Annotated in this window: 26 protein-coding genes and 1 tRNA gene; 17 read left to right on the forward strand and 10 right to left on the reverse strand. The window is 70.3% G+C overall.

The window, feature by feature from the left end:
- Nucleotides 1-27 precede the first annotated feature (27 nt).
- Nucleotides 28-705, reverse strand: coding sequence for a phosphate signaling complex protein PhoU (phoU, locus tag NCG93_RS19460; protein WP_194413362.1), 678 nt, complete (start codon nucleotides 703-705; stop codon nucleotides 28-30).
- A 169-nt stretch (nucleotides 706-874) separates the two neighbouring features.
- On the opposite strand from phoU, the gene NCG93_RS19465 reads away from it, so the two are divergent.
- Together NCG93_RS19465 and NCG93_RS19470 are read left to right on the forward strand one after the other, a co-directional pair.
- The gene (locus NCG93_RS19465; RefSeq protein ID WP_194413363.1) at nucleotides 875-2191 is read left to right on the forward strand and encodes a sensor histidine kinase; all 1317 of its coding nucleotides are present in this window, start codon (nucleotides 875-877) and stop codon (nucleotides 2189-2191) included.
- Nucleotides 2188-2871: a response regulator gene (locus NCG93_RS19470; protein ID WP_194413364.1), complete on the forward strand. Its 684-nt coding sequence runs from the start codon at nucleotides 2188-2190 to the stop codon at nucleotides 2869-2871. Before NCG93_RS19465 ends, NCG93_RS19470 begins: the two co-directional genes overlap by 4 nt.
- A 69-nt stretch (nucleotides 2872-2940) precedes the next feature.
- Here NCG93_RS19470 and NCG93_RS19475 read toward each other — a convergent pair whose 3' ends face one another.
- Entirely contained in the window at nucleotides 2941-3471 is a 531-nt protein-coding gene (locus tag NCG93_RS19475; RefSeq protein ID WP_252787609.1) for a DNA modification methylase, read from the reverse strand.
- Nucleotides 3472-3648: 177 nt separating this feature from the next.
- Between NCG93_RS19475 and NCG93_RS19480 the strand changes: the two genes are divergently transcribed.
- Together NCG93_RS19480 and ispD are read left to right on the forward strand one after the other, a co-directional pair.
- Nucleotides 3649-4131, forward strand: a complete 483-nt coding sequence (locus tag NCG93_RS19480; protein WP_045298114.1) for a CarD family transcriptional regulator — start codon at nucleotides 3649-3651, stop codon at nucleotides 4129-4131.
- Between the two features lie 103 nt (nucleotides 4132-4234).
- Nucleotides 4235-5437, forward strand: coding sequence for a 2-C-methyl-D-erythritol 4-phosphate cytidylyltransferase (gene ispD, locus NCG93_RS19485; protein ID WP_194413365.1), 1203 nt, complete (start codon nucleotides 4235-4237; stop codon nucleotides 5435-5437).
- Between the two features lie 21 nt (nucleotides 5438-5458).
- Here ispD and NCG93_RS19490 read toward each other — a convergent pair whose 3' ends face one another.
- Nucleotides 5459-5926: a GNAT family N-acetyltransferase gene (locus tag NCG93_RS19490; RefSeq protein WP_194413366.1), complete on the reverse strand. Its 468-nt coding sequence runs from the start codon at nucleotides 5924-5926 to the stop codon at nucleotides 5459-5461.
- Between the two features lie 56 nt (nucleotides 5927-5982).
- Nucleotides 5983-6927, reverse strand: coding sequence for a DMT family transporter (locus NCG93_RS20425; RefSeq protein ID WP_252787610.1), 945 nt, complete (start codon nucleotides 6925-6927; stop codon nucleotides 5983-5985).
- A gap of 65 nt (nucleotides 6928-6992) precedes the next feature.
- Here NCG93_RS20425 and cysS point away from each other — a divergent pair, with 65 nt between their 5' ends.
- From cysS to NCG93_RS19510, 3 genes are all read left to right on the forward strand, one after another.
- Nucleotides 6993-8450, forward strand: coding sequence for a cysteine--tRNA ligase (gene cysS / locus NCG93_RS19500; RefSeq protein ID WP_194413368.1), 1458 nt, complete (start codon nucleotides 6993-6995; stop codon nucleotides 8448-8450).
- A gap of 30 nt (nucleotides 8451-8480) precedes the next feature.
- The gene (gene rlmB / locus NCG93_RS19505; protein ID WP_194413369.1) at nucleotides 8481-9473 is read left to right on the forward strand and encodes a 23S rRNA (guanosine(2251)-2'-O)-methyltransferase RlmB; all 993 of its coding nucleotides are present in this window, start codon (nucleotides 8481-8483) and stop codon (nucleotides 9471-9473) included.
- 101 nt (nucleotides 9474-9574) lie between these two features.
- Entirely contained in the window at nucleotides 9575-10216 is a 642-nt protein-coding gene (locus NCG93_RS19510; RefSeq protein ID WP_194413370.1) for an NAD(P)-dependent oxidoreductase, read from the forward strand.
- Between the two features lie 106 nt (nucleotides 10217-10322).
- Here NCG93_RS19510 and NCG93_RS19515 read toward each other — a convergent pair whose 3' ends face one another.
- Both NCG93_RS19515 and NCG93_RS19520 read right to left on the reverse strand, forming a co-directional pair.
- Nucleotides 10323-11627, reverse strand: a complete 1305-nt coding sequence (locus NCG93_RS19515) for a DUF4032 domain-containing protein (protein WP_194413371.1) — start codon at nucleotides 11625-11627, stop codon at nucleotides 10323-10325.
- Nucleotides 11628-11698: 71 nt separating this feature from the next.
- Nucleotides 11699-12802, reverse strand: a complete 1104-nt coding sequence (locus NCG93_RS19520) for an ABC transporter ATP-binding protein (RefSeq protein ID WP_194413372.1) — start codon at nucleotides 12800-12802, stop codon at nucleotides 11699-11701.
- A gap of 223 nt (nucleotides 12803-13025) precedes the next feature.
- On the opposite strand from NCG93_RS19520, the gene NCG93_RS19525 reads away from it, so the two are divergent.
- From NCG93_RS19525 to bcp, 5 genes are all read left to right on the forward strand, one after another.
- Entirely contained in the window at nucleotides 13026-13976 is a 951-nt protein-coding gene (locus tag NCG93_RS19525) for a DsbA family protein (protein ID WP_194413373.1), read from the forward strand.
- 38 nt (nucleotides 13977-14014) lie between these two features.
- Nucleotides 14015-14090: transfer RNA gene (locus NCG93_RS19530), tRNA-Thr, on the forward strand.
- 68 nt (nucleotides 14091-14158) lie between these two features.
- Entirely contained in the window at nucleotides 14159-15115 is a 957-nt protein-coding gene (locus NCG93_RS19535) for a DMT family transporter (protein ID WP_194413374.1), read from the forward strand.
- A gap of 308 nt (nucleotides 15116-15423) precedes the next feature.
- Nucleotides 15424-16338 (forward strand): HpcH/HpaI aldolase/citrate lyase family protein, encoded by a 915-nt coding sequence (locus NCG93_RS19540; protein ID WP_194413375.1) that lies wholly within the window; start codon nucleotides 15424-15426, stop codon nucleotides 16336-16338.
- A gap of 38 nt (nucleotides 16339-16376) precedes the next feature.
- Nucleotides 16377-16850, forward strand: a complete 474-nt coding sequence (gene bcp / locus NCG93_RS19545; protein WP_194413376.1) for a thioredoxin-dependent thiol peroxidase — start codon at nucleotides 16377-16379, stop codon at nucleotides 16848-16850.
- 131 nt (nucleotides 16851-16981) lie between these two features.
- On the opposite strand, the gene NCG93_RS19550 is transcribed toward bcp, so the two are convergent.
- Nucleotides 16982-17518: a nitroreductase family protein gene (locus tag NCG93_RS19550; protein ID WP_194413377.1), complete on the reverse strand. Its 537-nt coding sequence runs from the start codon at nucleotides 17516-17518 to the stop codon at nucleotides 16982-16984.
- The gene (msrB, locus tag NCG93_RS19555; RefSeq protein ID WP_194413378.1) at nucleotides 17518-17934 is read right to left on the reverse strand and encodes a peptide-methionine (R)-S-oxide reductase MsrB; all 417 of its coding nucleotides are present in this window, start codon (nucleotides 17932-17934) and stop codon (nucleotides 17518-17520) included. Before msrB ends, NCG93_RS19550 begins: the two co-directional genes overlap by 1 nt.
- 186 nt (nucleotides 17935-18120) lie before the next feature.
- Here msrB and NCG93_RS19560 point away from each other — a divergent pair, with 186 nt between their 5' ends.
- From NCG93_RS19560 to groL, 5 genes are all read left to right on the forward strand, one after another.
- Nucleotides 18121-19149: a DUF2332 domain-containing protein gene (locus tag NCG93_RS19560; protein WP_194413379.1), complete on the forward strand. Its 1029-nt coding sequence runs from the start codon at nucleotides 18121-18123 to the stop codon at nucleotides 19147-19149.
- Nucleotides 19150-19158: 9 nt separating this feature from the next.
- Nucleotides 19159-19407 carry a DUF3263 domain-containing protein gene (locus NCG93_RS19565; protein WP_194413380.1) on the forward strand — a complete coding sequence of 83 codons (249 nt, stop codon included), beginning with the start codon at nucleotides 19159-19161 and terminating at the stop codon, nucleotides 19405-19407.
- A gap of 76 nt (nucleotides 19408-19483) precedes the next feature.
- On the forward strand, nucleotides 19484-20053 hold the full coding sequence (locus NCG93_RS19570; protein ID WP_194413381.1) for a LytR C-terminal domain-containing protein: 570 nt from the start codon (nucleotides 19484-19486) through the stop codon (nucleotides 20051-20053).
- A 132-nt stretch (nucleotides 20054-20185) separates the two neighbouring features.
- Entirely contained in the window at nucleotides 20186-20386 is a 201-nt protein-coding gene (locus NCG93_RS19575) for a cold-shock protein (RefSeq protein WP_194413382.1), read from the forward strand.
- A 189-nt stretch (nucleotides 20387-20575) separates the two neighbouring features.
- Entirely contained in the window at nucleotides 20576-22195 is a 1620-nt protein-coding gene (groL, locus tag NCG93_RS19580; RefSeq protein WP_194413383.1) for a chaperonin GroEL, read from the forward strand.
- Between the two features lie 76 nt (nucleotides 22196-22271).
- Here groL and NCG93_RS19585 read toward each other — a convergent pair whose 3' ends face one another.
- Together NCG93_RS19585 and NCG93_RS19590 are read right to left on the reverse strand one after the other, a co-directional pair.
- Nucleotides 22272-22559, reverse strand: coding sequence for a WXG100 family type VII secretion target (locus NCG93_RS19585; protein ID WP_194413384.1), 288 nt, complete (start codon nucleotides 22557-22559; stop codon nucleotides 22272-22274).
- A gap of 149 nt (nucleotides 22560-22708) precedes the next feature.
- Nucleotides 22709-24178: a sensor histidine kinase gene (locus tag NCG93_RS19590; protein ID WP_252787612.1), complete on the reverse strand. Its 1470-nt coding sequence runs from the start codon at nucleotides 24176-24178 to the stop codon at nucleotides 22709-22711.
- Nucleotides 24179-24232: the final 54 nt, after the last annotated feature.

Here is a 24232-nt window from a genome sequence, read left to right on the forward strand (position 1 = left end):
CTCTTCTCTGCTCTGCAGCGTGCGGTGCTACTGCGGCTTGACGATGTCGATGGCGTCGGTGCTGGTCGTCCAGTCGCCCGTCGACAGGTAGGCGACCTTCTTCGCCACGGACACCGCGTGGTCGCCGAAGCGCTCGTGGTAACGGCTGGCGAGCGTCGCGTCGACGGTGGCCGAGGGGTCGCCCTGCCAGCTCTCGCTCAGCACCTTCTCGAACACCGACACGTGCAGTTCGTCGAGCTTGTCGTCCGCGTTGCGGATCTCGTCGATGAGGTCGCCGTCCTGGGTGCGCAGCAGCTCGGTGAGCTGACGAGCGGCCTCGACGTCGAGCTCTCCCATCTTGAGGAAGGTCGACTTCAGCCCCTTCGGGATGGCGCGCTCCGGGAACCGCATGCGCGTGAGCTGCGCGATGTGCTCGGCGATGTCTCCCATCCGCTCGAGCGAGGCGCTCATGCGCAGCGCGCTGACGACGATGCGGAGGTCGCGCGCCACCGGCTGCTGACGGGCCAGGATCTCGATCGCGAGCTCGTCGAGCTCGACCGCCTTCTCGTCGATGATCGCGTCGGCCTCGATGACCTCCTCCGCGAGGGCGACGTCGCTGGTGCCGAACCCGCGCGTCGCCTTGTCGATGGCGACCGTGACGAGTTCGGCGATCTCGACCAGACGCCCTTGCACGTCCTCGAGGGACTGGTGGAAGACTTCGCGCATTCCGACGCACCTTTCGTGGTTTCGGGGAAGAGGCTCGCGCCCGCGCCCCGCCGATCATCGCCAGGGAAGGTTAACGGATGGTGCCCCCGCGGTGAACAGTACCGGGCTGATGCCGCCGCCTTCCCGTTCGCGTCGGATCGCCCCTCGCGCGTGCCTCTACGCTGGTCGCATGGACACGACGCAGCTCGCGCTGCTCGCCCTCCTCGCGGGGATCATCATCGGCGGTTCGATCTCCGCCGTCGTGGTCGCGGCGATGCGGGCGCGCGACCGCGCACATGCGGAGATGTCCGTCGAGATCCCCGACGGCGTTCGCGGCGTGCTCCACGGGATGGATGACGCCGCCCTCGTCGTCGACGCGTCGTTCACGATCCTCGCCGCCTCGGCCGCCGCCGCCGCATTCGACCTCATCGAAGGCGGCACGCTCCCGAGCGACGAACTGCGCGCCCTCGTGCGGCGCGTGCGCACGAGCGAGTCCGTCGTGACCGAGACCAGCGCGACCGAGACGATGCGCATCCGCCGGGGCGCGCCCCCGGCGGAGCCTCGCCTCGTGGTCGTCCGGGCGTCCCGGATCTCACCCCGGCTGACTCTCTTCGTGCTGCGTGACATCACCGAACGCGAACGGGTCGAAGAGATGCGCCGCGACTTCGTCGCGAACACGAGCCACGAGCTCAAGACGCCGGTGGGCGCGGTGAGCCTGCTCGCCGAAGCGATCGAGTCGGCCTCCGACGACCCTCCGCAGGTTCGCATCTTCGCGACGCGGCTGCAGGCCGAGGCGAACCGGCTCGCCCTGCTGACGTCGCGGATCATGAATCTCTCGCGTCTGCAGGCCTCCGATGAACTGCCCCAGCGCGATGTCTCCATCGACGAGGTCGTCGCCTCCGCCCTCGATGCGCATGCCATTCAGGCGGACTCGGCCGGCGTGGAGGTGGTGCGCGGAGGCGCCCGCGGCCTGTACGTCCACGGTGACGCGCAGATCCTGAGCGAGGCGGTGGGCAACCTCATCGCGAACGCCATCGCCTATTCGCCCCGCGGCTCGAGCGTGGGGGTGGGTATCAAGGCCGTCGACCGCGTCGTGGAGATCGCGGTGACCGATCGCGGCATCGGCATCGCGGAGGGCGAGCAGGACCGCGTCTTCGAGCGCTTCTACCGCGCCGATCCGGCACGCGCCCGCCGCACCGGCGGCAGCGGGCTCGGACTGTCGATCGTCAAGCACGCCGCGCAGCGACACGGCGGGGAGGTGCGCCTCTGGTCACGCCCCGGCCGCGGGTCGACGTTCACCATCCGGCTGCCGCAGATCGACGCACCGGAGATCGAGCCCGCCGCCAAGCGCGGACGCAAGAGGAAGCGGCCGACCGCGACCGCCGCCGGCGCTCCTACACCCGTCACTGCTGCTCCCGCCGCCGGCGGCGGGACGGCCACCCGAACCACCGTCGGCCCCGCTGCCGGCGAGAACCTCGCCTCCGGCAGGAATGGAGATCCCGCATGACCCGCGTCTTGATCGTCGAGGACGAGCCCGATCTCGCCGACCCGCTCGCCTACCTCCTGCGCCGCGAGGGGTACGACGTCGAGATCGCCGAGGACGGCCCGGCCGCCCTCACCGCGTTCCGCGAACGCGGCGCCGATATCGTGCTGCTCGACCTGATGCTGCCCGGGATGCCGGGGACCGAGGTCTGCCGGCAGATCCGCACCACCTCCGCGGTGCCCATCATCATGCTGACCGCGAAGGACTCGGAGGTCGACATCGTCGTGGGGCTCGAGCTCGGAGCGGACGACTACGTCACCAAGCCCTACTCCGCCCGCGAGCTTCTCGCGCGCATGCGCGCCGTGCTGCGCCGCTTCTCCCAGATCGACGCCGACCTCGAAGATCGCGTGCTCGAAGGCGGGCGGGTGGTACTCGACATCGACCGGCATACGGTCGCGGTCGAAGGCGGCGAGATCAGCATGCCTCTGAAGGAATTCGAACTGCTCGAGGTGCTGATGCGCAACGCCGGGCGCGTGCTCACGCGTGGTCAGCTCATCGACCGGGTGTGGGGCAGCGACTACTTCGGCGACACGAAGACGCTCGACGTGCATATCAAGCGCATCCGCTCGCGGATCGAGAGCAATCCCGGTGCGCCCGAGATGCTGGTCACCGTCCGCGGCCTGGGCTACCGCTTCGAGGGCTGAGCGCCGCCGACGCACGAAGAGGGCGCCCCGACCGGGGCGCCCTCTTCGTCGTGTCTGCGACGCGTGCGCTCAGGGCGCGAGCGCGGAGAGGTAGTCCAGCGATCCGTCGAGGACCGGCACGGAGACCAGTGTGCCTTCGGCGTCGCCCGACTGGAAGAAGGTCGTGATGTCGGTGCCGGGCAGCGCGTCGAGGTCTTCGACGAGCAGCGGCTCGTCCTCTTCGGAGCCGAGGCTCACCGTCGAGTTCGCGGGTACTCGCACCTCGAGGGCGGGGCCGCCCTCGCCGAACTCGACACTGAGGGTGTGCGAGTCGTCTGTGCGATTGATGATCGCGGCGACGAAGTTGCCCTCCGAGCCGTCCTCGTTCGCCACGATGAGGGCGTTGCGCACCTCGAGCGGACCCGAGCCGTGGACGTTGGTCCCCTCCGCGGCCGAGTAGGGGATGGTCGTCGCCTGAGGCGAGATCATGCTGCACCCGGTCGCGGTCAGGGCGAGAGCGCCGCCGACGGCCAGCGAGGCGATGAGCCGGCGGCTGCGGGTGCCGAGTGCCGCCGCGGATCGTCCGCGCGCAGAGCCGCTGTGGCGGTGTATCGAGATCACGGATCCTCCTAGACGGATGACGGTTCTCCAGCATTCTAGGGGCTCGCCGTCGGGCGCGCCGAGCGGCGCGGTGGCCGATGCCCGGCGGGGGATGCATCGCCGTTCGGCCGGTGGGGCGGAGAACCTTAGCGTATTTCTCCTGTGGTATCCTGGAGGTTGCCGAAAGGACATAACTCCATGCTTTTTGAGGTTGGCGAGACGGTCGTTTACCCGCATCACGGTGCGGCGACGATCATCGAGGTCAAAGACCGGATCATCAAGGGCGAGACGAAGAAGTACCTGAAGCTCAACGTCACGCAGGGTGATCTCATCATCGAAGTCCCCGCAGAGAACGTCGACCTTGTCGGCGTCCGAGATGTGATCGGCAAGGAGGGTCTCGACAAGGTCTTCGAGGTGCTGCGTGCTCCCTTCACGGAGGAGCCGACCAACTGGTCGCGCCGCTACAAGGCCAACCTCGAGAAGCTCGCCTCCGGCGACGTCATCAAGGTCAGCGAGGTCGTGCGCGACCTCTGGCGCCGCGACCAGGATCGCGGCCTGTCGGCCGGAGAGAAGCGCATGCTCGCGAAGGCGAAGCAGATCCTGATCTCGGAGCTGGCCCTCGCGGAGAAGACCGACGAGGAGAAGGCCAGCGTCCTCCTCGACGAGGTCCTCGCAAGCTGAGACTCCCAGAACGGCGCCCCACGGGGCGCCGTTCTGCTGTGTCCGCGGTGTTGCCGGGGATCGCCTGCGCAGCGCTCGACGCCGATCGCGCTAGCGTGAACGGGTGAGCATCACCCCTGTCCCGCGCATCGGCGTCGTCGTCGTCGCGGCTGGTTCGGGCACCCGGCTGGCGGCCGGCGCGCCGAAGGCGTTCGTCGGCATCGACGGCAGCAGCATCCTGCATCACGCCCTGGCCGGTGTGTTCGCCGCACCGCCCGCTCAGGTCGTCATCGTCGCCCCGGAGGGGCGTGAGGGCGACGCTCTGAGCGAAGCCCTCGCGACCGCGGGCGACCGCCGCGACCTCGTGTCGGTGGTGGTCGGCGGCGAGACCCGTCAGGCCTCCGTCGCCGCCGGACTGGACGCGCTCTGGGCCGACGTCGAGATCGTCCTCGTCCACGATGCGGCGCGGGCGCTGACCCCGCCCGAGGTGTTCGAGCGCGTGATCGCCGCCATCCACGCGGGGGCTGCCGGTGCGATCCCGGTGCTTCCGGTCATCGACACCATCAAGCGCGTCGTGGCCGATGAGATCGTCGCCGTGGTCGACCGCGCCGAACTGGCGGCCGCGCAGACCCCGCAGGGGTTCCGCCGTCACGTGCTGGATGAGGCATACGCCTCGGCCCGCGCCGAGTTCACCGATGACGCCGCCCTGGTCGCGGAGGCCGGTCATGCCGTCGCGGCCGTGCCGGGGAATCCGCTCGCCTTCAAGATCACGACCGCGGCCGACCTCGACCGTGCCCGCCATCTGCTCGCCGCACCTGCCCCGCATGGCGTCGCGCACCTCGACAACCCGCATCCGATCCCACGCGTGGGCGTGGGCACGGACGTGCATGCCTTCGGCGGCGACGGCACGCTGTGGCTCGCGGGTCTCGAATGGCCCGGCGAAACGCCGCTGTCGGGGCATTCCGACGGGGATGCGGTCGCCCACGCCATCGTCGACGCGCTGCTCTCCGCCGCGGGACTGGGCGACATCGGCACCCATTTCGGCACCGATCACCCCGAGTACGCGGGAGCGCACGCCGACGTGTTCCTCAGCCGTACGGTCGCCCTCCTCGGCGAGGCGGGATGGCGCGTGGGGAACGTGTCGGTGCAGGTGCAGGCGAACCGCCCGCGGTTCTCGGGCCGCCGTGCCGAGGCCGAGCGGGCGCTGTCGGCCGCACTCGGGGGAGGGCCTGTGGCGGTGTCGGCGACGACGACCGACGGCCTCGGGTTCACCGGACGGACGGAAGGGGTGTCGGTCTTCGCCATCGCCCTCGTGGTCCCCGCCTGACGGCAGGAGTGCCCGGCGTCGTCAGAGCGCGCGCGTCATGAAGATCGAGAACGGATCGAGCGCGTAGCCCTCGAACGGACCGCAGGTCGTGAAGCCCTCGCTCTCGTAGAGCCGCTGCGCCGGGGCGAAGTCGACGGTCGCTCCGGTCTCGAGCCACAGGCTCGACATTCCCCGGCGTCGTGCCTCGTCCATGATGTGACGGAGCATCGCGCGCCCCACGCCGCTGCCACGGAACCGGTCGTCGACGCGCATCGACTTGATCTCGCCGCGATCGGCATCGATCGCTCTGAGCGCACCGACACCCGCGAGCTCGCCGTCGATCCACGCCGACCACACCGAGAGCGAGGGATGCCGCAGCGCGTCGATGGCGAGCGCATGTACGCTCTCCGCCGGCGAGGTCTCGTGCATCCCCGCCAGGTGGAATGCGATGAGGCGCCGTGTGGCCTCGCCGGTCAGGTCGTCGGTGCGGATCTCGATGGTGCGCTGCATGTCGCGCCCAGTGTGCCACGCCGCTGTTGCCGGCGTGTTTCCAGCGTTCCGGGCTCTCACGCCTCGACCGCGAACGGTGCGGGATCGCGCGGCGTGCGCGAGCCCCAGGCCAGCAGAGCCAGCCCCGCGGCTAGCACGACCAGACCGAGGACGGCGAGCGCGGAGAGCCGCTCCCCGAGCACGACGATCCCCAGCACGCTCGCGGTGAGCGGTTCGCCCAGAGTGAGGGTCGCCGCGGTGGCGGCGGTCAGGCCGCTGAGGCCCCAGGTGAACAGCACGTAGGCGACGGCGATCGTGGCGAAGCCGAGCCACAGCGCCATCGCCACGCCCGTCGGCGCACCCAGCCAGGTGAGGTCGACGAAGGGCACCGCGCACGCGCAGATGATCGCCGAGCTCGCCCCCATGGCCCCCACGACCGTGAACGGGTCCCAACCGTCGTCGAGCAGCCGCCGCTGTGCGTTGGCGATCACTGCGAACGAGGCGCCGGCGCCGACGGAGCCGAGCAGTCCGACCGGGTCGGTCCCTCCCGCGGAGCCCGCTTCGCCGCCGAAACCCAGCAGCACGACGCCGACCGTCGCGAGCGCCGTCGCACCCATCCACGTCGGGGTCGGCATCCGTCGCGTGAGCGCCCACTCGAGCAGGCCCGCGAGGATCGGCGCCGACCCCAGAGCGACGACGGTGCCGACGGCGACCCCGTTGTGCGTGGTGCCGAGGAAGAAGAGCGGCTGGTACACCGAGATGCAGACGCCGGTGAGCACCATGAGGCCGAGCGGGCGGATGCCGCCGCTCGAGAGTCTCAGTGCCCCGAGGCTCTTGACGGCCGCGCCCGGGCGTCGGCGAGCGTGACGGGCGGCGAGTGCGAACGCGATGGCGGCGAGACCCGCGCCGCCGATGACCATGCGCACGACACCGACCGACAGCGGCGTCGTGCCATCGGGGCCGAGCGCCTGGGAGGTGCCGGTGGTTCCGAACAGCAGAGCGGCGGTGAGGACGGCGAGCACATGCACCCCTCCAGTTCTACCGGTCTCCCAGGAGTCGCCGCGGGACCCGCCGGTAGGCTGGTGCGGTGACGGTTCAGTTGTATGACACCAAGGCGCAGGCCCTGCGCGACTTCGTGCCCCTCGACCCCGGAAACGTCACGATCTACGTCTGCGGTCCGACCGTGCAGTCGGGCCCGCACATCGGTCACCTCCGCGGCGCGCTGAGCTTCGACATCCTGCGGCGCTGGCTCACCCACCGCTACGGCCGCGTCACGTTCGTCCGCAACGTCACCGACGTGGACGACAAGGTGCTCGCGAACGCGAGCGACGGCGAGCCGTGGTGGGCTCTCGCCTACCGCATGGAGCTCGAGTTCACGCGCGCGTACGCCGCCATCGGCATCCTTCCGCCCACGTACGAGCCGCGGGCGACCGCATCCATCCCACAGATGCAGGAGCTCATCGCGCGGTTGATCGAGGCGGGGCACGCCTACGCCGCTCCGTCCACCGGCCCCGACGCCGTCGATGCCGCGGGCGACGTCTACTTCGACGTGCGGTCGTGGGCGGCCTACGGCTCGCTCACCCGGCAGAGCCTCGATGCGATGGAGCCCGCGGTGGACGCGGACCCGCGCGGCAAGCGCGACCCCCGCGACTTCGCGCTGTGGAAGGGCGCGAAGGCCGACGAGCCGGCATCGGCGACGTGGGAGTCCCCATGGGGCGCGGGACGCCCGGGCTGGCACATCGAATGCTCCGCGATGGCGCGGCGCTACCTCGGCAGCGAGTTCGACATCCACGGCGGCGGGCTCGACCTGCGCTTCCCGCACCACGAGAACGAGCTGGCCCAGTCGACGGCCGCCGGCGACGGCTTCGCCCGTTACTGGGTGCACAACGGCCTCGTGACCGTCGGGGCGCAGAAGATGTCGAAGTCGCTGTTCAACTTCGTCCTCGCCGAGGACGTGCTGCGTGAGCGCGATCCGCTGGTCGTGCGGTACGCGCTCGCCGCTGCGCACTACCGCTCGAACCTCGACATCACCGGCTCGACGTTCGACGAGGCGGAGGCGGCGCTCGACCGCATCCGGACCTTCCTCGAGCGCGCGATCAGGACGCTTCGCGGCACCGAGGACGTGCGCGTGGATGCCGCGGTCCCGGCGGCGTTCGCGGCGGCCCTCGACGACGACCTCGGGGTGCCCCAGGCGCTCGCCGTTCTGCACGAGGCCGTGCGCGAAGGCAACTCCGCGCTGGACGCCGGCGACCGCGATGTCGCGCTGCGCGCGTTCGCCGACGTCGCCGTGATGACCGGAGTGCTCGGCATCGACCCCCTCGACCCCCACTGGCGCTCGGCGGATGCCTCGGCCGAGGCATCCGCGCTCGACGCGCTCGTGCAGACGATGATCGCGCAGCGCGCCGACGCGCGTGCGGCCAAGGACTGGGCGGCCGCCGACCGCATCCGCGACGCGATCGCGGCGGCCGGCATCGCCCTCGAAGACGGACCCGACGGGACGCATTGGAGTGTCGCCGACACACCTCGTCCTGCGGAGAGCAACTGACGGGGCGGCGCCCCGCATGAAGGAGAACTGATGGCCAAGGCAGGACGCCCCGGCGCGAGCAAGGGCAACAAGAAGGGTCCCACGAAGGGCACGGGAGGCAAGAACAAGCGGTCGCTGGCCGGTCGCGGACCGACCCCCAAAGCGGAGGACCGCGCCTGGCACCCGGCCGGCAAGCGCAAGGCGGCTGCCGAGCGCTATGCGGCCGCAGGAGGCAAGGCCCAGCCCGGTCAGTCCGCACCGCGTTCGCCGCGTCCCGGCAAGAAGGACGACGACACCGAGACCGTCACCGGTCGGAACTCGGTGCTGGAGGCGCTGCGCGCGAAGATCCCGGCGACCGCGTTCTACATCGCGCAGCGCGTCGAGATGGACGACCGCGTGAAGGAGATGCTCTCGATCGCCACCCATCGGGAGATCCCCGTGCTCGAGGTCACGCGACCGGAGCTGGACCGCATGGCCGGCTTCGACGGTGTGCATCAGGGCGTCGCCCTCAAGGTGCCCCCGTACGAGTACGCGCACCCGCAGGACCTGCTGGAGCAGGTGATCGAGAAGGGCCAGACGCCGCTGTTCGTCGCGCTCGACGGCATCACCGACCCGCGCAACCTCGGTGCGATCCTCCGGTCGACGGCGGCATTCGGGGGCCAGGCCGTCATCGTGCCGCAGCGCCGCTCGGCGAGCGTCAACTCGGCCGCCTGGAAGACCAGCGCCGGCGCGGCGGCGCGCATCCCGGTCGCGCTCGCCTCGAACCTCACCGCGATGCTCAAGGACTTCAAGAAGCAGGGCGTGTTCGTCCTGGGCCTCGACGGCGGGGGAGAGGTCTCCCTTCCGGCGCTCCAGCTCGCCGACAAGCCGGTCGTCATCGTCGTCGGCTCCGAGGGCAAGGGACTCTCACGCCTGGTCACCGAGACCTGCGACCAGATCGTCTCGATCCCGATCTCGTCGAGCACCGAGTCGCTCAACGCGGGCATCGCGGCATCCGTCGCCCTCTATCAGGTCGCGACTCTCCGGACGGCACCGCCCGCCTGAGTGTCGCATGACGCATTCACGGGAATGAACCGCCGCGTCAGGGGCTTGTCTCACGCAGAGCCGGCGAGCGTTCGCCGGGACGACAGATCGAAAGGCACACCATGGCACGTATCGCCGTCATCGGAGGCTCCGGCTATGCCGGTCGTCACATCGTCGCCGAGGCGGTGAATCGCGGCCACAGCGTTCTCGCGATCGCGCGCCGCGTTCCCAGCGAGCGCCAGCCCGGCGCCGTGTACATCGAGGGGTCGCTGACCGACGTGCCCGACCTGCTCGCGCAGCTCGAGGGCGTCGACGTCGTGGTCTCGGCGGTGGCACCGCGCGGCGACATGCTGGGCCTCGTTCGCCCGAACATCGCCGCGCTCGCTTCGCTTCTGCCGGATGGCGTGCGGCTGGGGGTCATCGGCGGCGCCGGCGGCAGCCTGGTCACCGAGGACGGGCAGCGGGTCGTCGACCTGCCGTCGTTCAGCGAGGACTACAAGCCCGAAGCCCTCGAGGCCATCGGCATCCTCGAAGACCTCCAGGCCGGGCCCGAGTCGCTCGACTGGTTCTACATCCACCCCGCCGGCGGATTCGGCGCGTTCAATCCGGGCGAGCGCACCGGGTCGTACCGCACCGGCGGCGACGTCATCGTGACCGATGCCGAGGGCGAGTCCTACATCTCGGGCGAGGACCTCGCGGTCGCCATCGTCGATGAGATCGAGAACCCTCAGCACCCCCGCAAGCGTTTCACCGTGGGCTACTGAGCCCGGAACCACGAAAGGGTCTGTTTCCGCACTCCTGGTGCGCGGAAACAGACCCTTTCGCGCTTCCTGCCGGGGCAGAGCCCGGGGTCGCTGGAGCGCGTGGCAGCTAGACCAGGTCTCGCCAGTCGATCTCGTCCTCTTCGTCGATCACGGCGTTCGGGGACGTGATGATCGACAGCGACACGGTCTCCGTCGGCGGACCCATCAGCGTCGCCTCGTCGCGGCGGTGCCGCAGCACGTTGTCGATGTAGCTCGTCAGCGACTCGGCGAGCGGCACCGATTTGCCCTTCGCCTGGGACAGGTACCAGCGGTGCTCGAGCAGCTGGTGGAAGACCTCCGCGGGCTCCAGCTTGGATCGCAGGTCCCACGGGATCGCCTTGACGACCGGCTCGAACACCCGCGTGAGCCACTCGTGCGCGACCATCTCCTCGTCGTCGCCCAGTCGCGAGATGCGCGCGCGGAACTCGTCGAGGTCGTTGAGCAGGCGCCGTGCCTGGTTCTCCTCGACATCGAGGCCCGTCAGACGCAGCAGCCGCCGTTGGTGGTGGCCGGCATCGACGACCTTCGGCTGGATGGAGACCCTGGTGCCGTCGGTGGTCGCCTGGATCGACATCTCGCCGATGTCGAACCCGAGGTCGTTGAGCCGCTGGACGCGCTCGGTGAGACGCCACGCCTCGTCCGAGCCGAAGCTCTCCTCGTCGGTGAGCGCCGCCCACAGCGCGTGGTATGCCGACACGATCCCGTCGGCGACGGCGACGGCGTCGACACCGCCCTCCAGGCGTCCGCCGGCCTCGAGGTCCATGATCTCGCCGGCGATGTTGGTGCGGGCGACGTCCAGATCGTGCGCGCGCTGACCGGGCGTCAGGCCGCTCTCGTGGAGCTCGCCGGTCTCGGCGTCGACGAGGTAGGCGGCGAAGGCGCCCGCGTCGCGGCGGAAGAGCGTGTTCGACAGCGACACATCGCCCCAGAAGAATCCGACGTTGTGCAGCCTGACCAGGAGCAGGGCGAGCGCATCCACCAGGCGGGTGGCGGTGTCGGGACGCAGCACCTGCGTGAACAGGGCGCGATAGGGGAGGGAGAACTTAAGGTGGGCGGTCACCAGCGCGGCCGGGAGCGGCTCGCCCGCGGCATCCGTCCGTCCGGCGATCACCGCGACGCGCTCGACGCAGGGGACATCCAGACGCGCGAGATTGCCCAGCATGTCATACTCGCGCTGCGCCATCGCCTGTGTCGTCTCCTTGATGGCGACGACACGACCGGAGAGGTTGGCGAAGCGCACCAGGTGGCGGGAGATGCCCTTCGGGAGGAAGACGATGTTCTGCGACGGCCAGTCGCCGAGCGGAGTCGACCAGGGCAGTGTCAGCAGACCCGGATCGACGCTGCTGGCGGTGATGCTCAGGGCGTCAGGCACGTCCCCTCCTGAGAAGACAGCGACGGCGCGGGGGAATCACTCCCACCCGCGCCGTCGCGATGCGAAACGGTTTACGCCGCAGCGATCGCCCTGTCGGTGAGGCGCTCGCCCGACTCGATGTCGAACACGTGCACGTGGCCGGGAACCGGAGCCAGCGCGACCTTGTCGCCCGCGATCGGGTGACGGCGGCCGTCGACGCGCGCGACGATGTCGGTGCGCTTGCCGTTGACATCGGTGTGGCCGTACAGGTAGCCGTCGGCGCCGAGCTCCTCGACGAGGTCGACCGTGACCGTGAGGCCCTTGCCGTCCGCGGGGGCGACCTGGATGTCCTCGGGGCGGACGCCGATCGTGACGTCGGTGCCGTGCGCCTTGCCGAGCGTGTCGGCCTCGATGCCCACGACGGTGTCGCCGAACTGGACGCCGCCCTCGGCGAGGTGCGCCGGGAACAGGTTCATGGCGGGCGAGCCGATGAAGCCGGCGACGAACACGTTGTTCGGCTTCTCATACAGGTCGCGCGGGGTGCCGACCTGCTGCAGGAGGCCGTCCTTGAGGACCGCGATGCGGTCGCCCATGGTGAGCGCCTCGGTCTGGTCGTGCGTCACGTAGACCGTGGTGACGCCGAGGCGACGCTGCAGCGACGCGATCTGGGTGCGCGTCTGCACGCGGAGCTTGGCGTCGAGGTTCGACAGCGGCTCGTCCATGAGGAACACCTGCGGCTGGCGCACGATGGCGCGGCCCATGGCGACGCGCTGACGCTGACCACCCGAGAGCGCCTTCGGCTTGCGCGTCAGGTACTCCTCGAGGTCGAGCAGCTTCGCGGCCTCGAGGACGCGAGCGGCGCGCTCCTCCTTGCCGACGCCGGCGATCTTGAGCGCGAAGCCCATGTTCTCGGCGACGGTCATGTGCGGGTACAGCGCGTAGTTCTGGAAGACCATCGCGATGTCGCGGTCCTTCGGCGGGACGTCGGTGACGTCGCGGTCGCCGATCAGGATGCGGCCCGAGTTGACCTCTTCGAGGCCGGCCAGCATGCGCAGCGACGTGGACTTTCCGCAGCCGGAGGGGCCGACGAGGACCAGGAACTCGCCATCGGCGACCTCGAGGTTGAGCTTGTCCACAGCGGGGCGCGTGCCCCCGGGGTACAGGCGAGTTGCGTTGTCAAACGTGACAGACGCCATGTTCTCTTCTCCTTCACCGGCAGGTACGTGCCGGACGATCCGTAGTGATGGAATGAGCGGGGGCTATCCCGCACGCCCGTCATCGGGCGCACGAACAGTATGACACGGCGCGCACGGAGGTTGCGTCTGGGCATTTCCCAGGGTGGCTGACTAGCATCGTGGACGGCCGCTTTCCCGTTCGGCCCCGCCGGAATCCGGCAGAATTTCCGCCCCGAGAGGTCCCATGTCGAGCGACGAGTCACAGAACGCCGCGTCGAGCGAGCGCCGCGACGCCGTGCGTGAGAAGGCGCTGCAGGTCAAGGCGCGCCAGTCGCGGGCACGCCTCATCCGGCGCACGTCCCTCGCGATCGTCGCCGTCGCGTTCGTGGCCGTCATCGCCGTGGTGGTGACGTGGACCGTGTCGTCGAGTGCGTCCAAGCCGATGATGAGCCCTGCGAACGTCGTCGACGACGGCTTCGTGGTGAGCGATGTGACCGGCGGGGGAGTCGGTGCAGAGGAGTCCGACGCGAACGGCTCGCTCGAGGGCGAGGCAGCCACGCCAACCCCGACGGCCGAACCGGAGCCGACACCGACCGCCAGCCCCACCGAGGCGCCGGCCGTCGACATCCGTGTCTACGTCGACTATCTCTCGACGGGATCGCGCGATTTCCAGCTCGCGAACATGAAGCAGCTGTCGGAGTGGGTGGGCGACGGCGCCGCGACGCTGACCTACTACCCGGTCGCCATGCTCACGGCCAAGTCGAACGGCACGAAGTACTCGCTCCGCGCCGCCGGCGCGGCGGCCTGCGTCGCCCAGAACGCGCCGGACTACTTCTTCGCATTCAACGACGCGCTGCTGCGCCAGCAGCCCGAGGTCGACTCCGACGGCTACAGCGACAGCGAGCTCGCCGCCATGGCGATCGCCACGGGACTCGATGGACCCAAGGTCGTACGCGCGTGCATCGAAGGGCAGTCGTACGCCTCTTGGGCCAAGACGGCGACCGAGCGCGCGCTGCAGGAGCTGCCCGGCACCGATGGCGCGGCACTCACGGGCACGCCGATGGTGCTCGTGAACGGCACGCAGTACGTGGGCAAGCTCGGCGACGCGAAGGAGTTCGCGCAGTTCGTCCTCACGGTCGCGAGCGACGCGTACTACAAGGCGACCCCGACGCCGACGCCGACGCCCGCACCCTGATCGGGTGCGTGCACGAGCGCCGCTAGACTGGGCGCTCTGCCGACTTGGCGCAATTGGTAGCGCACCTAACTTGTAATTAGGGGGTTACGGGTTCAAGTCCCGTAGTCGGCTCCACATCACCGCGGCGCTCGGCGCAGCGGCAGACCTGGCCGCGTCATCGACGGGACCGCCGGGCAGGCAAAATGGATCGGGTGACCGCATCCCGCCCGCCCGTCTGGATCGGCCTGGGCGGCGCCGCTCTCATCGGCGTGCTGACCGCGGTGCAGGCCCGCATCAACGGCCAGCTCGGCCTGCGCATCGGAGACGGGTTCGCGGCTGCCGTGATCTCGTTCGGCTCGGGCCTCATCGTGCTCATCGTGCTGTCGGCGGCTCTTCCCCAGGGCCGGCGGGGCGTGCGTGCGCTGGTCGCGGGCGTGCGCGGGGGCGGCATCCCGCTCTGGATGCTGTGCGGCGGCGTCGCCGGTGCGCTCTCGGTCGCCACCCAGTCGCTGGCGGTGGGCATCATCGGCGTCGCGCTGTTCACGGTGGGCGTGGTGGCCGGGCAGACCGTGAGCGGACTGCTTCTGGACCGCGCCGGCATCGGACCGGCCGGCATCGTCGCGGTGACGCCCACCCGGCTGGTCGGCGGAGTCCTGGCGGTGCTCGCCGCCGCGGTGTCGCTCGCCGGCGGTATTCACGCACCGCCCGTGCTCGTCGTGCTGCCGTTCCTCGTCGGCGCCGGCATCGCGTGGCAGTCGGCGGTCAACGGCCGGCTGCGGCAGCGCGTGGGCACGCCGCTGACGGCGACGCTCGTGAACTTCATCGGCGGCACTGCCGTGCTGGGCGTCGCCGAGCTCATCCACACCGCCGTCGCCGGTCCGCCCACGTCCTACCCGGCCGACCCGTGGCTGTACCTGGGCGGCGTGATCGGCGTTTCGTACATCTTCCTCGCGGCGGCGCTCGTGCCCTACACCGGGGTGCTGCTGCTGGGCCTCGGCACCGTCGTAGGGCAGGTGATCACGTCGGTGCTGATCGACGCGATCTGGCCGGCGGCGGCCGCTCCGACGCTCGCGGCGTCGCTGCTCATGTCGACGTTCGCGATCCTCTCCGTCGTCGTGGCGGTCGTTCCCTGGAGACGGATGCCGCGCCCTCGGCGCTGACGTCGCACCCTGCGTCCGCTCGGCCGCGACATGACGGTGGCTCTGGCTCGTCCCGGCGAGGTGCCCGGCGCACCCCGGCTCGTGCGCCCATTCCCACGAGAAGGTGATGGAATGGAAGGCGGCGCGACCATCGGCCCACCAGGCCGTCACGTCGCACGACAGCATCGCGGTCCGCGTGGACACTCGCCGGCGGGCACCGACAAGACGTCCCCGGCCGGAGACTCCCACCGTCAGCCGCCGCGCCCCCACGCGGCCAGGCGGCCCTGCGGTCAGGAGCCGCGTCAGACCTGAAGTTTGGAAGAAGTGAGATGTCGGCAGATCCCTATGGCAACGGCGCAGAGGTCCTCGATCCCGAAGAAGACCTGCGCACGCTGAGCTCGACCCGTCCGCTGCGCCATCGCGCTGTCGATCCTTCGATCGCACGTTCCTGGCTCCTCGTGCCGGGGACGCGCCCCGAGTCCTTCGGCGATATGGCTGCCTCTCGCGCCGACGCCGTCGTGCTCGACATCGAGGACGCCGTCGACCCGCGCAACAAGCCGCAGGCGCGGCAGGACGTCGTCGACTGGCTGTCCGCGGGCGGCCGGGCGTGGGTGCGGGTGAACGATGCGGCGAGCCCGTTCTGGGCCGAAGACCTGGCTGCGCTCGTCGGTGTGCCGGGCCTCCTGGGCATCATGCTGGCCAAGACGGAGTCGCCCGACCAGGTCACGAGCTCGTTCGACCGTCTGCGTGCGAGTGTGCCGGTGGTTGCCCTGATCGAGTCGGCGCTGGGCATGGAGGACGCCGCCCACATCGCGCGGGCGCGCGGCGCCTTCCGGCTCGCGTTCGGCAGCGGCGACTTCCGTCGCGACACCGGGATGAGCGCGGATGCCGAGGCGATGGCCTATCCGCGTGCGCGCCTGGTCGTCGCCAGCCGCGTGGGCGACCTTCCCGGCCCGATCGACGGACCGACGGTGGGCAACAGCATGCCGACCCTCCGGGAGCACTCGGCGATCACTGTCTCGATGGGCATGACGGGCAAGCTCTGCCTCGCGGCAGAGCAGGCGCCCGTGATCAACGAGGTGATCTGCCCCGCGCCCAGCGAGGTCGAGTGGGCGCTGGACTTCCTGACCGATTTCGAGAGCCGCGGTCGCGTCATCCGCGACGGCAGCGACTTGCCTCGGCTGGGCCGGGCGCAGAAGATCGAGAAGCTGGCGATCGCGTTCGGGGTGCACCCGACCTCGTGAGCGATGCCGCACCGCCGAACGTCGAAGGGACGCATGACATGGCTGAATCCATCCGCTTGCACGAAGGCGACGCGAACCCCGGTTTCGCGCTCCCGGATGCCACGGGCGCCGTGGTGCGGCCGGAGGACTTCGCCGGCCGCCGCCTGATCGTGTACTTCTACCCGGCCGCGTTCACGCCCGGCTGCACGACCGAGGCCTGCGACTTCCGCGACAACCTCGCGTCGCTCCAGGCGGCAGGCGTCGCCGTGGTCGGCATCTCGCCGGACTCGGTGGAGCGTCTCGCCGAGTGGGCCGACGCCGAGCAGCTGCAGTTCCCGCTGCTGTCGGACGTGGACCACTCCGTCGCGGAGGCGTGGGGTGCCTGGGGCACCAAGGTCGTCAACGGAGAGGAGCGGGTGGGCCTCATCCGGTCGACCTTCGTGCTGTCCGGCGACGGGACGCTCGAGTCGGCCGAGTACGGTGTGGACCCGAAGGGGCACGTCGACCGCCTCCGGGAGCAGCTCGCCGCCTGAGGTTCCCGGCCGGCCGCCGGTCGCTCGCGGCTCATCCCGTCGGTGGACAGGAGGAGCCGCGGCATCCGTTCGTGTCCCTCACTCCTGACGGCCGCACCGCATCGTCGGCGTGGCCGAGCGGTGCCGTCGGCTCAGGGCATGCGGGTGAGCAGCGCGCCGGCGTCGACGGCCTTGCGGCGCTCCGGCCGCGACCTCGCCGGCTTGCCGCCGACGTAGAGCCAGCCGAGGAGCTCCTCGTTCTTCTTGAGGCCGTGCGCCTTCGCGACGGCCTTCGCGCGGGTGTAGTGGCCGGTGCGCCAGATGACGCCCCAGCCGGCCTCGTCGAGCAACAGACTCAGCACATGCGCGACGCCGGAGGCGACGGCCTCCTGCTCCCACCGTGGCACCTTGTGGCTCTTGCGATAGCTGGCGACGACGGCGATCAGCACGGGCGCGCGCAGCGGCTTCGAGGAGACGCCCTTCTCGCCATCCGCCTTGTTGATCGCGCGACCCAGTCGATCACGATCGTCGCCGCGCAGCTCGATGAGCCGCCAGGGCCGCAGTGACGAGTGGTCGGCGACCCGGCCGGCGGCCGCCACCAACTGCAGCAGCTCGTCGTGCGTCGGCGCCTCGTCTGTCACCTTCGACCACGACCGACGCGCGAGCGCGGCCTCCCGTGCTGCGGGCATCAGGCGGTGGCGGCGTCGTCGCCGGGCGTGAAGTCCAGCGAGAGCGAGTTCATGCAGTAGCGGTCGCCCGTCGGGGTGCCGAAGCCGTCGGGGAACACGTGGCCGAGGTGCGAGCCGCAGTTCGCGCAGCGCACCTCGGTGCGGACCATCCCGTGACTGTTGTCTTCGATCAGCTCGACCGCCTCGGGGCGGATCGACTCGTAGAAGCTCGGCCACCCGCAGTGCGAGTCGAACTTCGTGCCGCTCTGGAAGAGCTCGGCACCGCATGCCGCACAGGTGTAGAGGCCGGCACGGCTCTCGTCGAGCAGCTCGCCGGTCCACGGCCGCTCGGTGCCTGCTTCTCGCAGCACCGCGTACTGCTCGGCGGTGAGTTCTTCCCGCCACTGGGCGTCGCTCTTGTCGACGGCGTAGGTCATGGTTCCTCCTCGACACGGCGTCCGGCCGTGCACTGCAGGTTCCATTCAACCTCAGCCGCTGGGGTGGCGGGTCGTGGCAGCCGGGGTTCGGGGCGCGCCATCGGCCTCCGGGGCGTGTCGCGTGCGCCCCGAACGTTCGCGGAGCGCCCCGAACCGAGCGCCGGACGCATGGGCGAGGATGGCGGGATGACGGACCCGGATGCCGCGACCGCCGCGGTGGCGGATCGGTACGCGCGGTTCGCGCGTGACGAGGCGCCCGGACGCTCGCCCCTCTACGCGGACTGGGCCGGCGGAGTCGCCGCCGATCCCGGGCTCGCCGCGATCCTCGCGCGCATTCCTGCGGCGCATCGCCAGCCGCCGCTCGTCTTCGCCGTGACACGCATGCTCGGGGCACCGGAAGAGGCCTTTCCCGTCTGGGCCGCATGGCTGCGCGCACACGCCGACGAGGTCGTGGCCGAGGCATCCGTCCGCCGCCTGCAGACCAACGAGCCGCAGCGGTGCGCGGTGCTGCTGCCGGCGCTGGCCACCGTGCCGGGGCCGATCGCCCTGCTCGAGGTGGGCGCGAGCGCGGGACTGTGCCTGTATCCCGACCGCTACTCGTACCGCTATCGCGCCGGCGACGGTCTCCACGCGCTGGATCCGCCCGATGGAGCGTCGAGGGTGGTGCTCGACTGCGATGTCACCGGAGACCCGCCTCTGCGCATGCCGCAGGTGGTGTGGCGGGCCGGGATCGACCTCCATCCGCTCGACGCCGCCGACGCGGACGACCGCCGCTTCCTCACGAGCCTGGTGTGGCCGGGGGAGTCGGGCCGCGCCGAGCGGATCGGCGCGGCCCTCGACATCGTCGCGGCAGAGCCGCCGCTGCTGATGGCCGGCGATGCCTCCGACCCCGCTGTGCTGCATGCGGCTGTCGCGGGAGCCCCTGCGGGCGCGACGCTCGTCGTGACGACCCCAGGGGTGCTCCCGCACATCCCGCGCGCGGAGCGCGAACGGCTGCTGGACGCCGTGGCGGCGCTCGGCTTCCGACGGCGAGCGGTGTGGATCACGATCGACCCGCCGGCGCTGCACCAGCGGTGGCGACCGCCTGTCGACCCCGGCACGTGGGGTGGCTTCGTGCTCGGTCGCGACGGGCAGCCGCTTGCGGCGGTGGATCCGCTCGGCGCGTTCGCGCACTGGCGCGCGTGGCGCACCGGCCGGACGGATGCCGCGGGCTAGCGTGGACGCGTGCCCCTGACCGACCGCGATCGCGCCCTCCTCGACTTCGAGGTCGAGTGGCGACGGCACGCGGGGGCCAAGGAGGAGGCGATCCGGGCGGAGCTCGGCATCTCGCCAGCGCGCTACTACCAGCTGCTCGGGCGGCTGATCGACACGACCGAGGCGCAGGAGCACGATCCGATGCTCGTGAAGCGGCTCCGGCGGCTGCGCGATGCACGCGTGCACGAGCGCGCCGCCCGCGCCGCCGATGCGCGCTGACGGCCTCCGGCGCCGGTTGGGGCGGGACGGGCTGTCGCGCGCGGGACGTCCAGCCTTCGCCGGGTAGCATCGACGGGTGCCGACCACCAGCTACCCTCGGGATCGCTTCGACGATGTGCCGGAGACGGACCGCGTCGGCGCTCACCGGGCGGAGAACCCGCGCATGCGCGGCTGGGTGGTGCTGCTGTGGGCAGCGCTGGCGACCGTCGTCCTCGTCGTGATCGGCATCTTCGGCACGCTGCTCGCCTCCGGTCGGATCGACCTGGTCCCGACCCCCACTCCCACCGTCGCGCCGGTGCCCGAGGTCACTCCCGTCATCGACGTGAACTACGACGTCATGATCCTCAACGCCACGCCCGAGCAGGGACTGGCCACGCAGATGAAGGACGTGGTCACCGGTGCGGGCTGGGCCGATGACAAGGTCACCGCGGGTGAGGCGGGTTCGCAGGACTTCCCGACGACCACGGTCTTCTACGTCGACCCGGCGGACGAGGCGGCGGCGGCGGGACTCGCCGGCGTCATCGGCGGCGCCGCGATCGAGCAGAGCGAGGCCTATCCGGCGACCTCGCCCGACGTGCCTCAGCTGACCGTCGTGATCGGTCTCGATCGCACCGCGGCCGGGCAGGCTCCGACTCCCACGCCCTGACCGCTCGACCGGGTGTGTTTCGCGCCGGTAAACACTTGTGTTCCTGCGTGTCAACAAGTGACGAATCGCGTCGAGGCCCTCTTTTTGCCTGCATACGATGAAGCCCTGCACCGCCGGCTACAGGAGATTCGCATGACCCAGGGCACCGTCAAATGGTTCAACGCCGAGAAGGGATTCGGCTTCATCACCGTCACGGACGGCCAGGACGTCTTCGTCCACTACTCCAACATCGACATGACGGGCTTCCGCGTGCTCGAAGAGGGGCAGACCGTGGAGTTCGAGGTCGGATCCGGCCAGAAGGGCCCCCAGGCGGAGGCCGTGCGCGTCGTCTGAACGACTGTCACAGCGCTCTGCGCTGAACCCGACGAGGAGACGGGATGCCGCGAGGCATCCCGTCTCCTCGTGTTTCGGCATCCGTCATCGCGGCTTGCACTCGATAGGGTCGAGTGCCAGAATGATTTAGCACTCGTGATTGTTGAGTGCTAATACCCAGAGCCAACGTTCCGGAGGGACGACACACACATGGCAAAGATCATCGCTTTCGACGAGGAGGCCCGCCGTGGCCTCGAGCGCGGCCTCAACATCCTGGCCGACGCCGTCAAGGTGACGCTCGGCCCGCGCGGTCGCAACGTCGTGCTTGAGAAGAAGTGGGGCGCCCCCACGATCACGAACGACGGTGTCTCCATCGCCAAGGAGATCGAACTCGACGACCCGTACGAGAAGATCGGCGCGGAGCTCGTCAAGGAGGTCGCCAAGAAGACCGACGACGTCGCCGGTGACGGCACGACCACCGCGACGGTGCTCGCTCAGGCGCTCGTGCGCGAGGGCCTGCGCAACGTCGCAGCCGGCGCCGACCCCATCTCGCTCAAGAAGGGCATCGAGAAGGCCGTCGCCGCCATCACCGCCGAGCTTCTCGCGTCCGCCAAGGAGGTCGAGTCCAAGGAGCAGATCGCTGCGACCGCCTCGATCTCGGCCGCTGACCCGGAGATCGGCGCGCTGATCGCCGAGGCCATCGACAAGGTGGGCAAGGAAGGCGTCGTCACCGTCGAGGAGTCGCAGACGTTCGGCACCGAGCTCGAGCTCACCGAGGGCATGCGGTTCGACAAGGGTTACATCAACCCCTACTTCGTCACCGACCCCGAGCGCCAGGAAGCCGTCTTCGAAGACGCCTACGTCCTCATCGCGAACCAGAAGATCTCCAACATCAAGGACCTTCTGCCCATCGTCGACAAGGTGATCCAGGACGGCAAGGAGCTCGTCATCATCGCCGAGGACGTGGACGGCGAGGCTCTCGCGACCCTCGTGCTCAACAAGATCCGCGGCATCTTCAAGTCGGTCGCCGTCAAGGCTCCCGGCTTCGGCGACCGTCGCAAGGCGCAGCTGCAGGACATCGCGATCCTCACGGGCGGCCAGGTCATCACCGAGGAGGTCGGTCTCAAGCTCGAGAACGCCACCCTCGACCTGCTCGGCCGTGCACGCAAGGTCATCGTCACCAAGGACGAGACCACGATCGTCGAGGGTGCGGGCGACGCAGCGCAGATCGAGGGTCGCGTGACCCAGATCCGCCGCGAGATCGACAACACCGACAGCGACTACGACCGCGAGAAGCTCCAGGAGCGCCTCGCCAAGCTCGCCGGCGGCGTCGCCGTCATCAAGGCGGGCGCGGCCACCGAGGTCGAGCTGAAGGAGCGCAAGCACCGCATCGAGGACGCCGTGCGCAACGCGAAGGCAGCCGTCGAGGAGGGCATCGTCGCCGGTGGTGGCGTCGCGCTCATCCAGTCGGGTCGCAAGGCTCTCGACGCGCTCGAGCTCACGGGTGACGAGGCGACCGGTGCCAACATCGTGCGCGTCGCGATCGAGGCTCCGCTGAAGCAGATCGCACTCAACGCCGGTCTCGAGCCGGGCGTCGTGGCGAACAAGGTCTCCGAGCTTCCGCTCGGACACGGCCTCAACGCCGCCACGGGCGAGTACGGCGACCTGTTCGCACAGGGCATCATCGACCCCGCCAAGGTGACCCGTTCGGCGCTGCAGAACGCCGCGTCGATCGCCGGCCTCTTCCTCACGACCGAGGCCGTCGTCGCCGACAAGCCGGAGAAGGTCTCGGCTCCGGCCGGCGACCCGACCGGTGGCATGGACTTCTGATCCAGCCCATCGCGTAACGCGTTCACAGAACGGCCCCTCTTCGCGGAGGGGCCGTTCTGCGTCTGTGCCGACCGGGTCAGCGGAAGAGGCTCGTCGTGGCCAGCTCGGTGTCGGCGTACTGCCGGCCCGCGGCGGCGAGCGACGCGTTGATGCTCGTGAGCGACTCCTCGACCTGACGCTGCGTGGCGCGCCACTGGTCGACGACGCCCGCGAACGCCACTGCAGCGGAGCCGGTCCACGACGACTGCAGCTGCGTCAGCTGTGCGAGCATCGCGTTCGACTCCGCCTGCAGACGGTCGATCGTGCCGCGCACCGTGGCGGTCGAGGTGAGGATGCTGTCGCTGTCGACGGTGAAGACGGCCATTCGGGGCTCCTGATCAACGTGCGGAGGCCGGATGCCGAACCGCGGTGACCGCAACGCTAGGCGTCCGCACGGGGCGGGGAGCGGCATCCGTCGTCATCTGGGGATGGTGGACACGCGGCGCCGGCTGGGGAGGAGACTCCAGCGACCCTCTACTCGAGCGGGCTTTCCACACGCCGCATCGGCTGGGTCGGAATGTCGACGTGCTCCACGGCTGCGCGGGCGTCGGCCAGTGGGAAGGCCACGCGGAACGTCGCACCTCCGCCCGGGGTGTCGACGACGTCGACAGACCCGTGGAGCGCCTCGACGATGGACGCCACGATCGAGAGGCCGAGGCCCGATCCGCCGGTCTCGCGCGTGCGTGAGGTGTCCGCGCGCCAGAAGCGCTGGAAGATCTTGTCCTTGATCTGATCGGGCACGCCCTCGCCGTGATCGGCGATCTCGATCCACCCCATGCGGGCGCGGGCATCGACACCGACGCGCAGTTCGATTGGCGAGTCCTCGGCGGTGAAGCGTCGCGCGTTGCCGAGCAGGTTGGCGACGACCTGCCGGATGCGGTTCTCGTCGCCGAGCACCACCGGCTCGAGCTCGTCTGCCGATGGGATGTCGGCGTCGGCCTCCGGAAGGAGCGGGGATGCGGCCGTCGGCACGGCACCCGTCGCCGGCAGGGGCTTGGGCCGCCTCCGCAGCAGCGAGAGGGTCGCTCCGGCCCGGGAGATGGCCGACGGGCTGCCCGCTCGCCGCTTGTCGTCGGAGGTGGCCGTCGACTCCGTGACGGCGGCTGCGGCGGCGTCTTCCAGCGTGGTGTCGATGACGGTCACAGGGCGTGCCGGCGCGGCCGCCCGCACGTCGAGGGCGGCGTCTCGTGCGACCGGCCGCAGATCGACCGGGCCGATGGCGACATCGCGACGCTCGTCGAGGCGTGCCAGGGCGAGCAGATCCTCGACGAGGAGGCCCATGCGGATGGCCTCCTTCTCGATGCGCTCCATCGACTGGGCGACGTCCTCGTCGCCGCGCACCGCGCCCATGCGGTACAGCTCGGCGTAGCCCCGCACGGTGACCAGCGGCGTTCGCAGTTCGTGGCTGGCGTCGCCGATGAACCGCCGCATCTGCCGCACGGTGGCGTCGCGCTGGGTGAGGGCGGCGTCGACGCGGTCGAGCATCGCGTTGATCGCGGTCTTCAGGCGACCGACCTCGGTCGTCGTCGGCTCGATGTCGGTCATGCGCAGGCTGAAGTCACCGGCCGCGATCGCGTCGGCGGTGGATTCGACCTGGCCGAGGCTGCGGAAGGTGAGCGTGACGAGGTAGCGCGTCGCGACGGCGCCGCCCACGAGGATCAGCAGGGCCAGGATGCTGTAGATCCCGATGTACGAGGCGATGGTGCGGTTCACGGTGGCGAGGGGGACGGCCACCATCTGCGTGTAGAGCAGTCCCGAGTTGGCCAGTTCCTGCACCGTGACAGTCGCGCGGAACTCGGTGTCGCCGTCCTCGGAGGAGAGCGTCTTGATCTGCAGCTCCTGCGACTGCGCGACGTCGAGAGGGAACTCGGACGGGAAAGCCGGCTCTGGACCCCCTCGACCACCTGCGGTCTCGAGCAGCGTCCCGTGCGTCGGTTCGTACACCGCGACGAAATAATCCGTCTGGGGCGCGTTCGTGATCGGCTGGGCCTTGAGGTC

The organism is Microbacterium yannicii (assembly GCF_024055635.1).
GTDB classification, from domain to species: Bacteria; Actinomycetota; Actinomycetes; order Actinomycetales; family Microbacteriaceae; genus Microbacterium; species Microbacterium yannicii.

Bases quoted from the DNA above. Each gene is read 5' to 3' on its own strand.
- phoU (WP_194413362.1), bottom strand. From the start codon at position 705: ATGCGCGAAGTCTTCCACCAGTCCCTCGAGGACGTGCAAGGGCGTCTG.
- NCG93_RS19465 (WP_194413363.1), top strand. From the start codon at position 875: ATGGACACGACGCAGCTCGCGCTGCTCGCCCTCCTCGCGGGGATCATC.
- NCG93_RS19470 (WP_194413364.1), top strand. From the start codon at position 2,188: ATGACCCGCGTCTTGATCGTCGAGGACGAGCCCGATCTCGCCGACCCG.
- NCG93_RS19480 (WP_045298114.1), top strand. From the start codon at position 3,649: ATGCTTTTTGAGGTTGGCGAGACGGTCGTTTACCCGCATCACGGTGCG.
- NCG93_RS19490 (WP_194413366.1), bottom strand. From the start codon at position 5,926: ATGCAGCGCACCATCGAGATCCGCACCGACGACCTGACCGGCGAGGCC.
- rlmB (WP_194413369.1), top strand. From the start codon at position 8,481: ATGGCCAAGGCAGGACGCCCCGGCGCGAGCAAGGGCAACAAGAAGGGT.
- NCG93_RS19510 (WP_194413370.1), top strand. From the start codon at position 9,575: ATGGCACGTATCGCCGTCATCGGAGGCTCCGGCTATGCCGGTCGTCAC.
- NCG93_RS19520 (WP_194413372.1), bottom strand. From the start codon at position 12,802: ATGGCGTCTGTCACGTTTGACAACGCAACTCGCCTGTACCCCGGGGGC.
- NCG93_RS19525 (WP_194413373.1), top strand. From the start codon at position 13,026: ATGTCGAGCGACGAGTCACAGAACGCCGCGTCGAGCGAGCGCCGCGAC.
- NCG93_RS19535 (WP_194413374.1), top strand. From the start codon at position 14,159: ATGGATCGGGTGACCGCATCCCGCCCGCCCGTCTGGATCGGCCTGGGC.
- NCG93_RS19540 (WP_194413375.1), top strand. From the start codon at position 15,424: ATGTCGGCAGATCCCTATGGCAACGGCGCAGAGGTCCTCGATCCCGAA.
- bcp (WP_194413376.1), top strand. From the start codon at position 16,377: ATGGCTGAATCCATCCGCTTGCACGAAGGCGACGCGAACCCCGGTTTC.
- NCG93_RS19550 (WP_194413377.1), bottom strand. From the start codon at position 17,518: ATGCCCGCAGCACGGGAGGCCGCGCTCGCGCGTCGGTCGTGGTCGAAG.
- msrB (WP_194413378.1), bottom strand. From the start codon at position 17,934: ATGACCTACGCCGTCGACAAGAGCGACGCCCAGTGGCGGGAAGAACTC.
- NCG93_RS19560 (WP_194413379.1), top strand. From the start codon at position 18,121: ATGACGGACCCGGATGCCGCGACCGCCGCGGTGGCGGATCGGTACGCG.
- NCG93_RS19575 (WP_194413382.1), top strand. From the start codon at position 20,186: ATGACCCAGGGCACCGTCAAATGGTTCAACGCCGAGAAGGGATTCGGC.
- groL (WP_194413383.1), top strand. From the start codon at position 20,576: ATGGCAAAGATCATCGCTTTCGACGAGGAGGCCCGCCGTGGCCTCGAG.
- NCG93_RS19585 (WP_194413384.1), bottom strand. From the start codon at position 22,559: ATGGCCGTCTTCACCGTCGACAGCGACAGCATCCTCACCTCGACCGCC.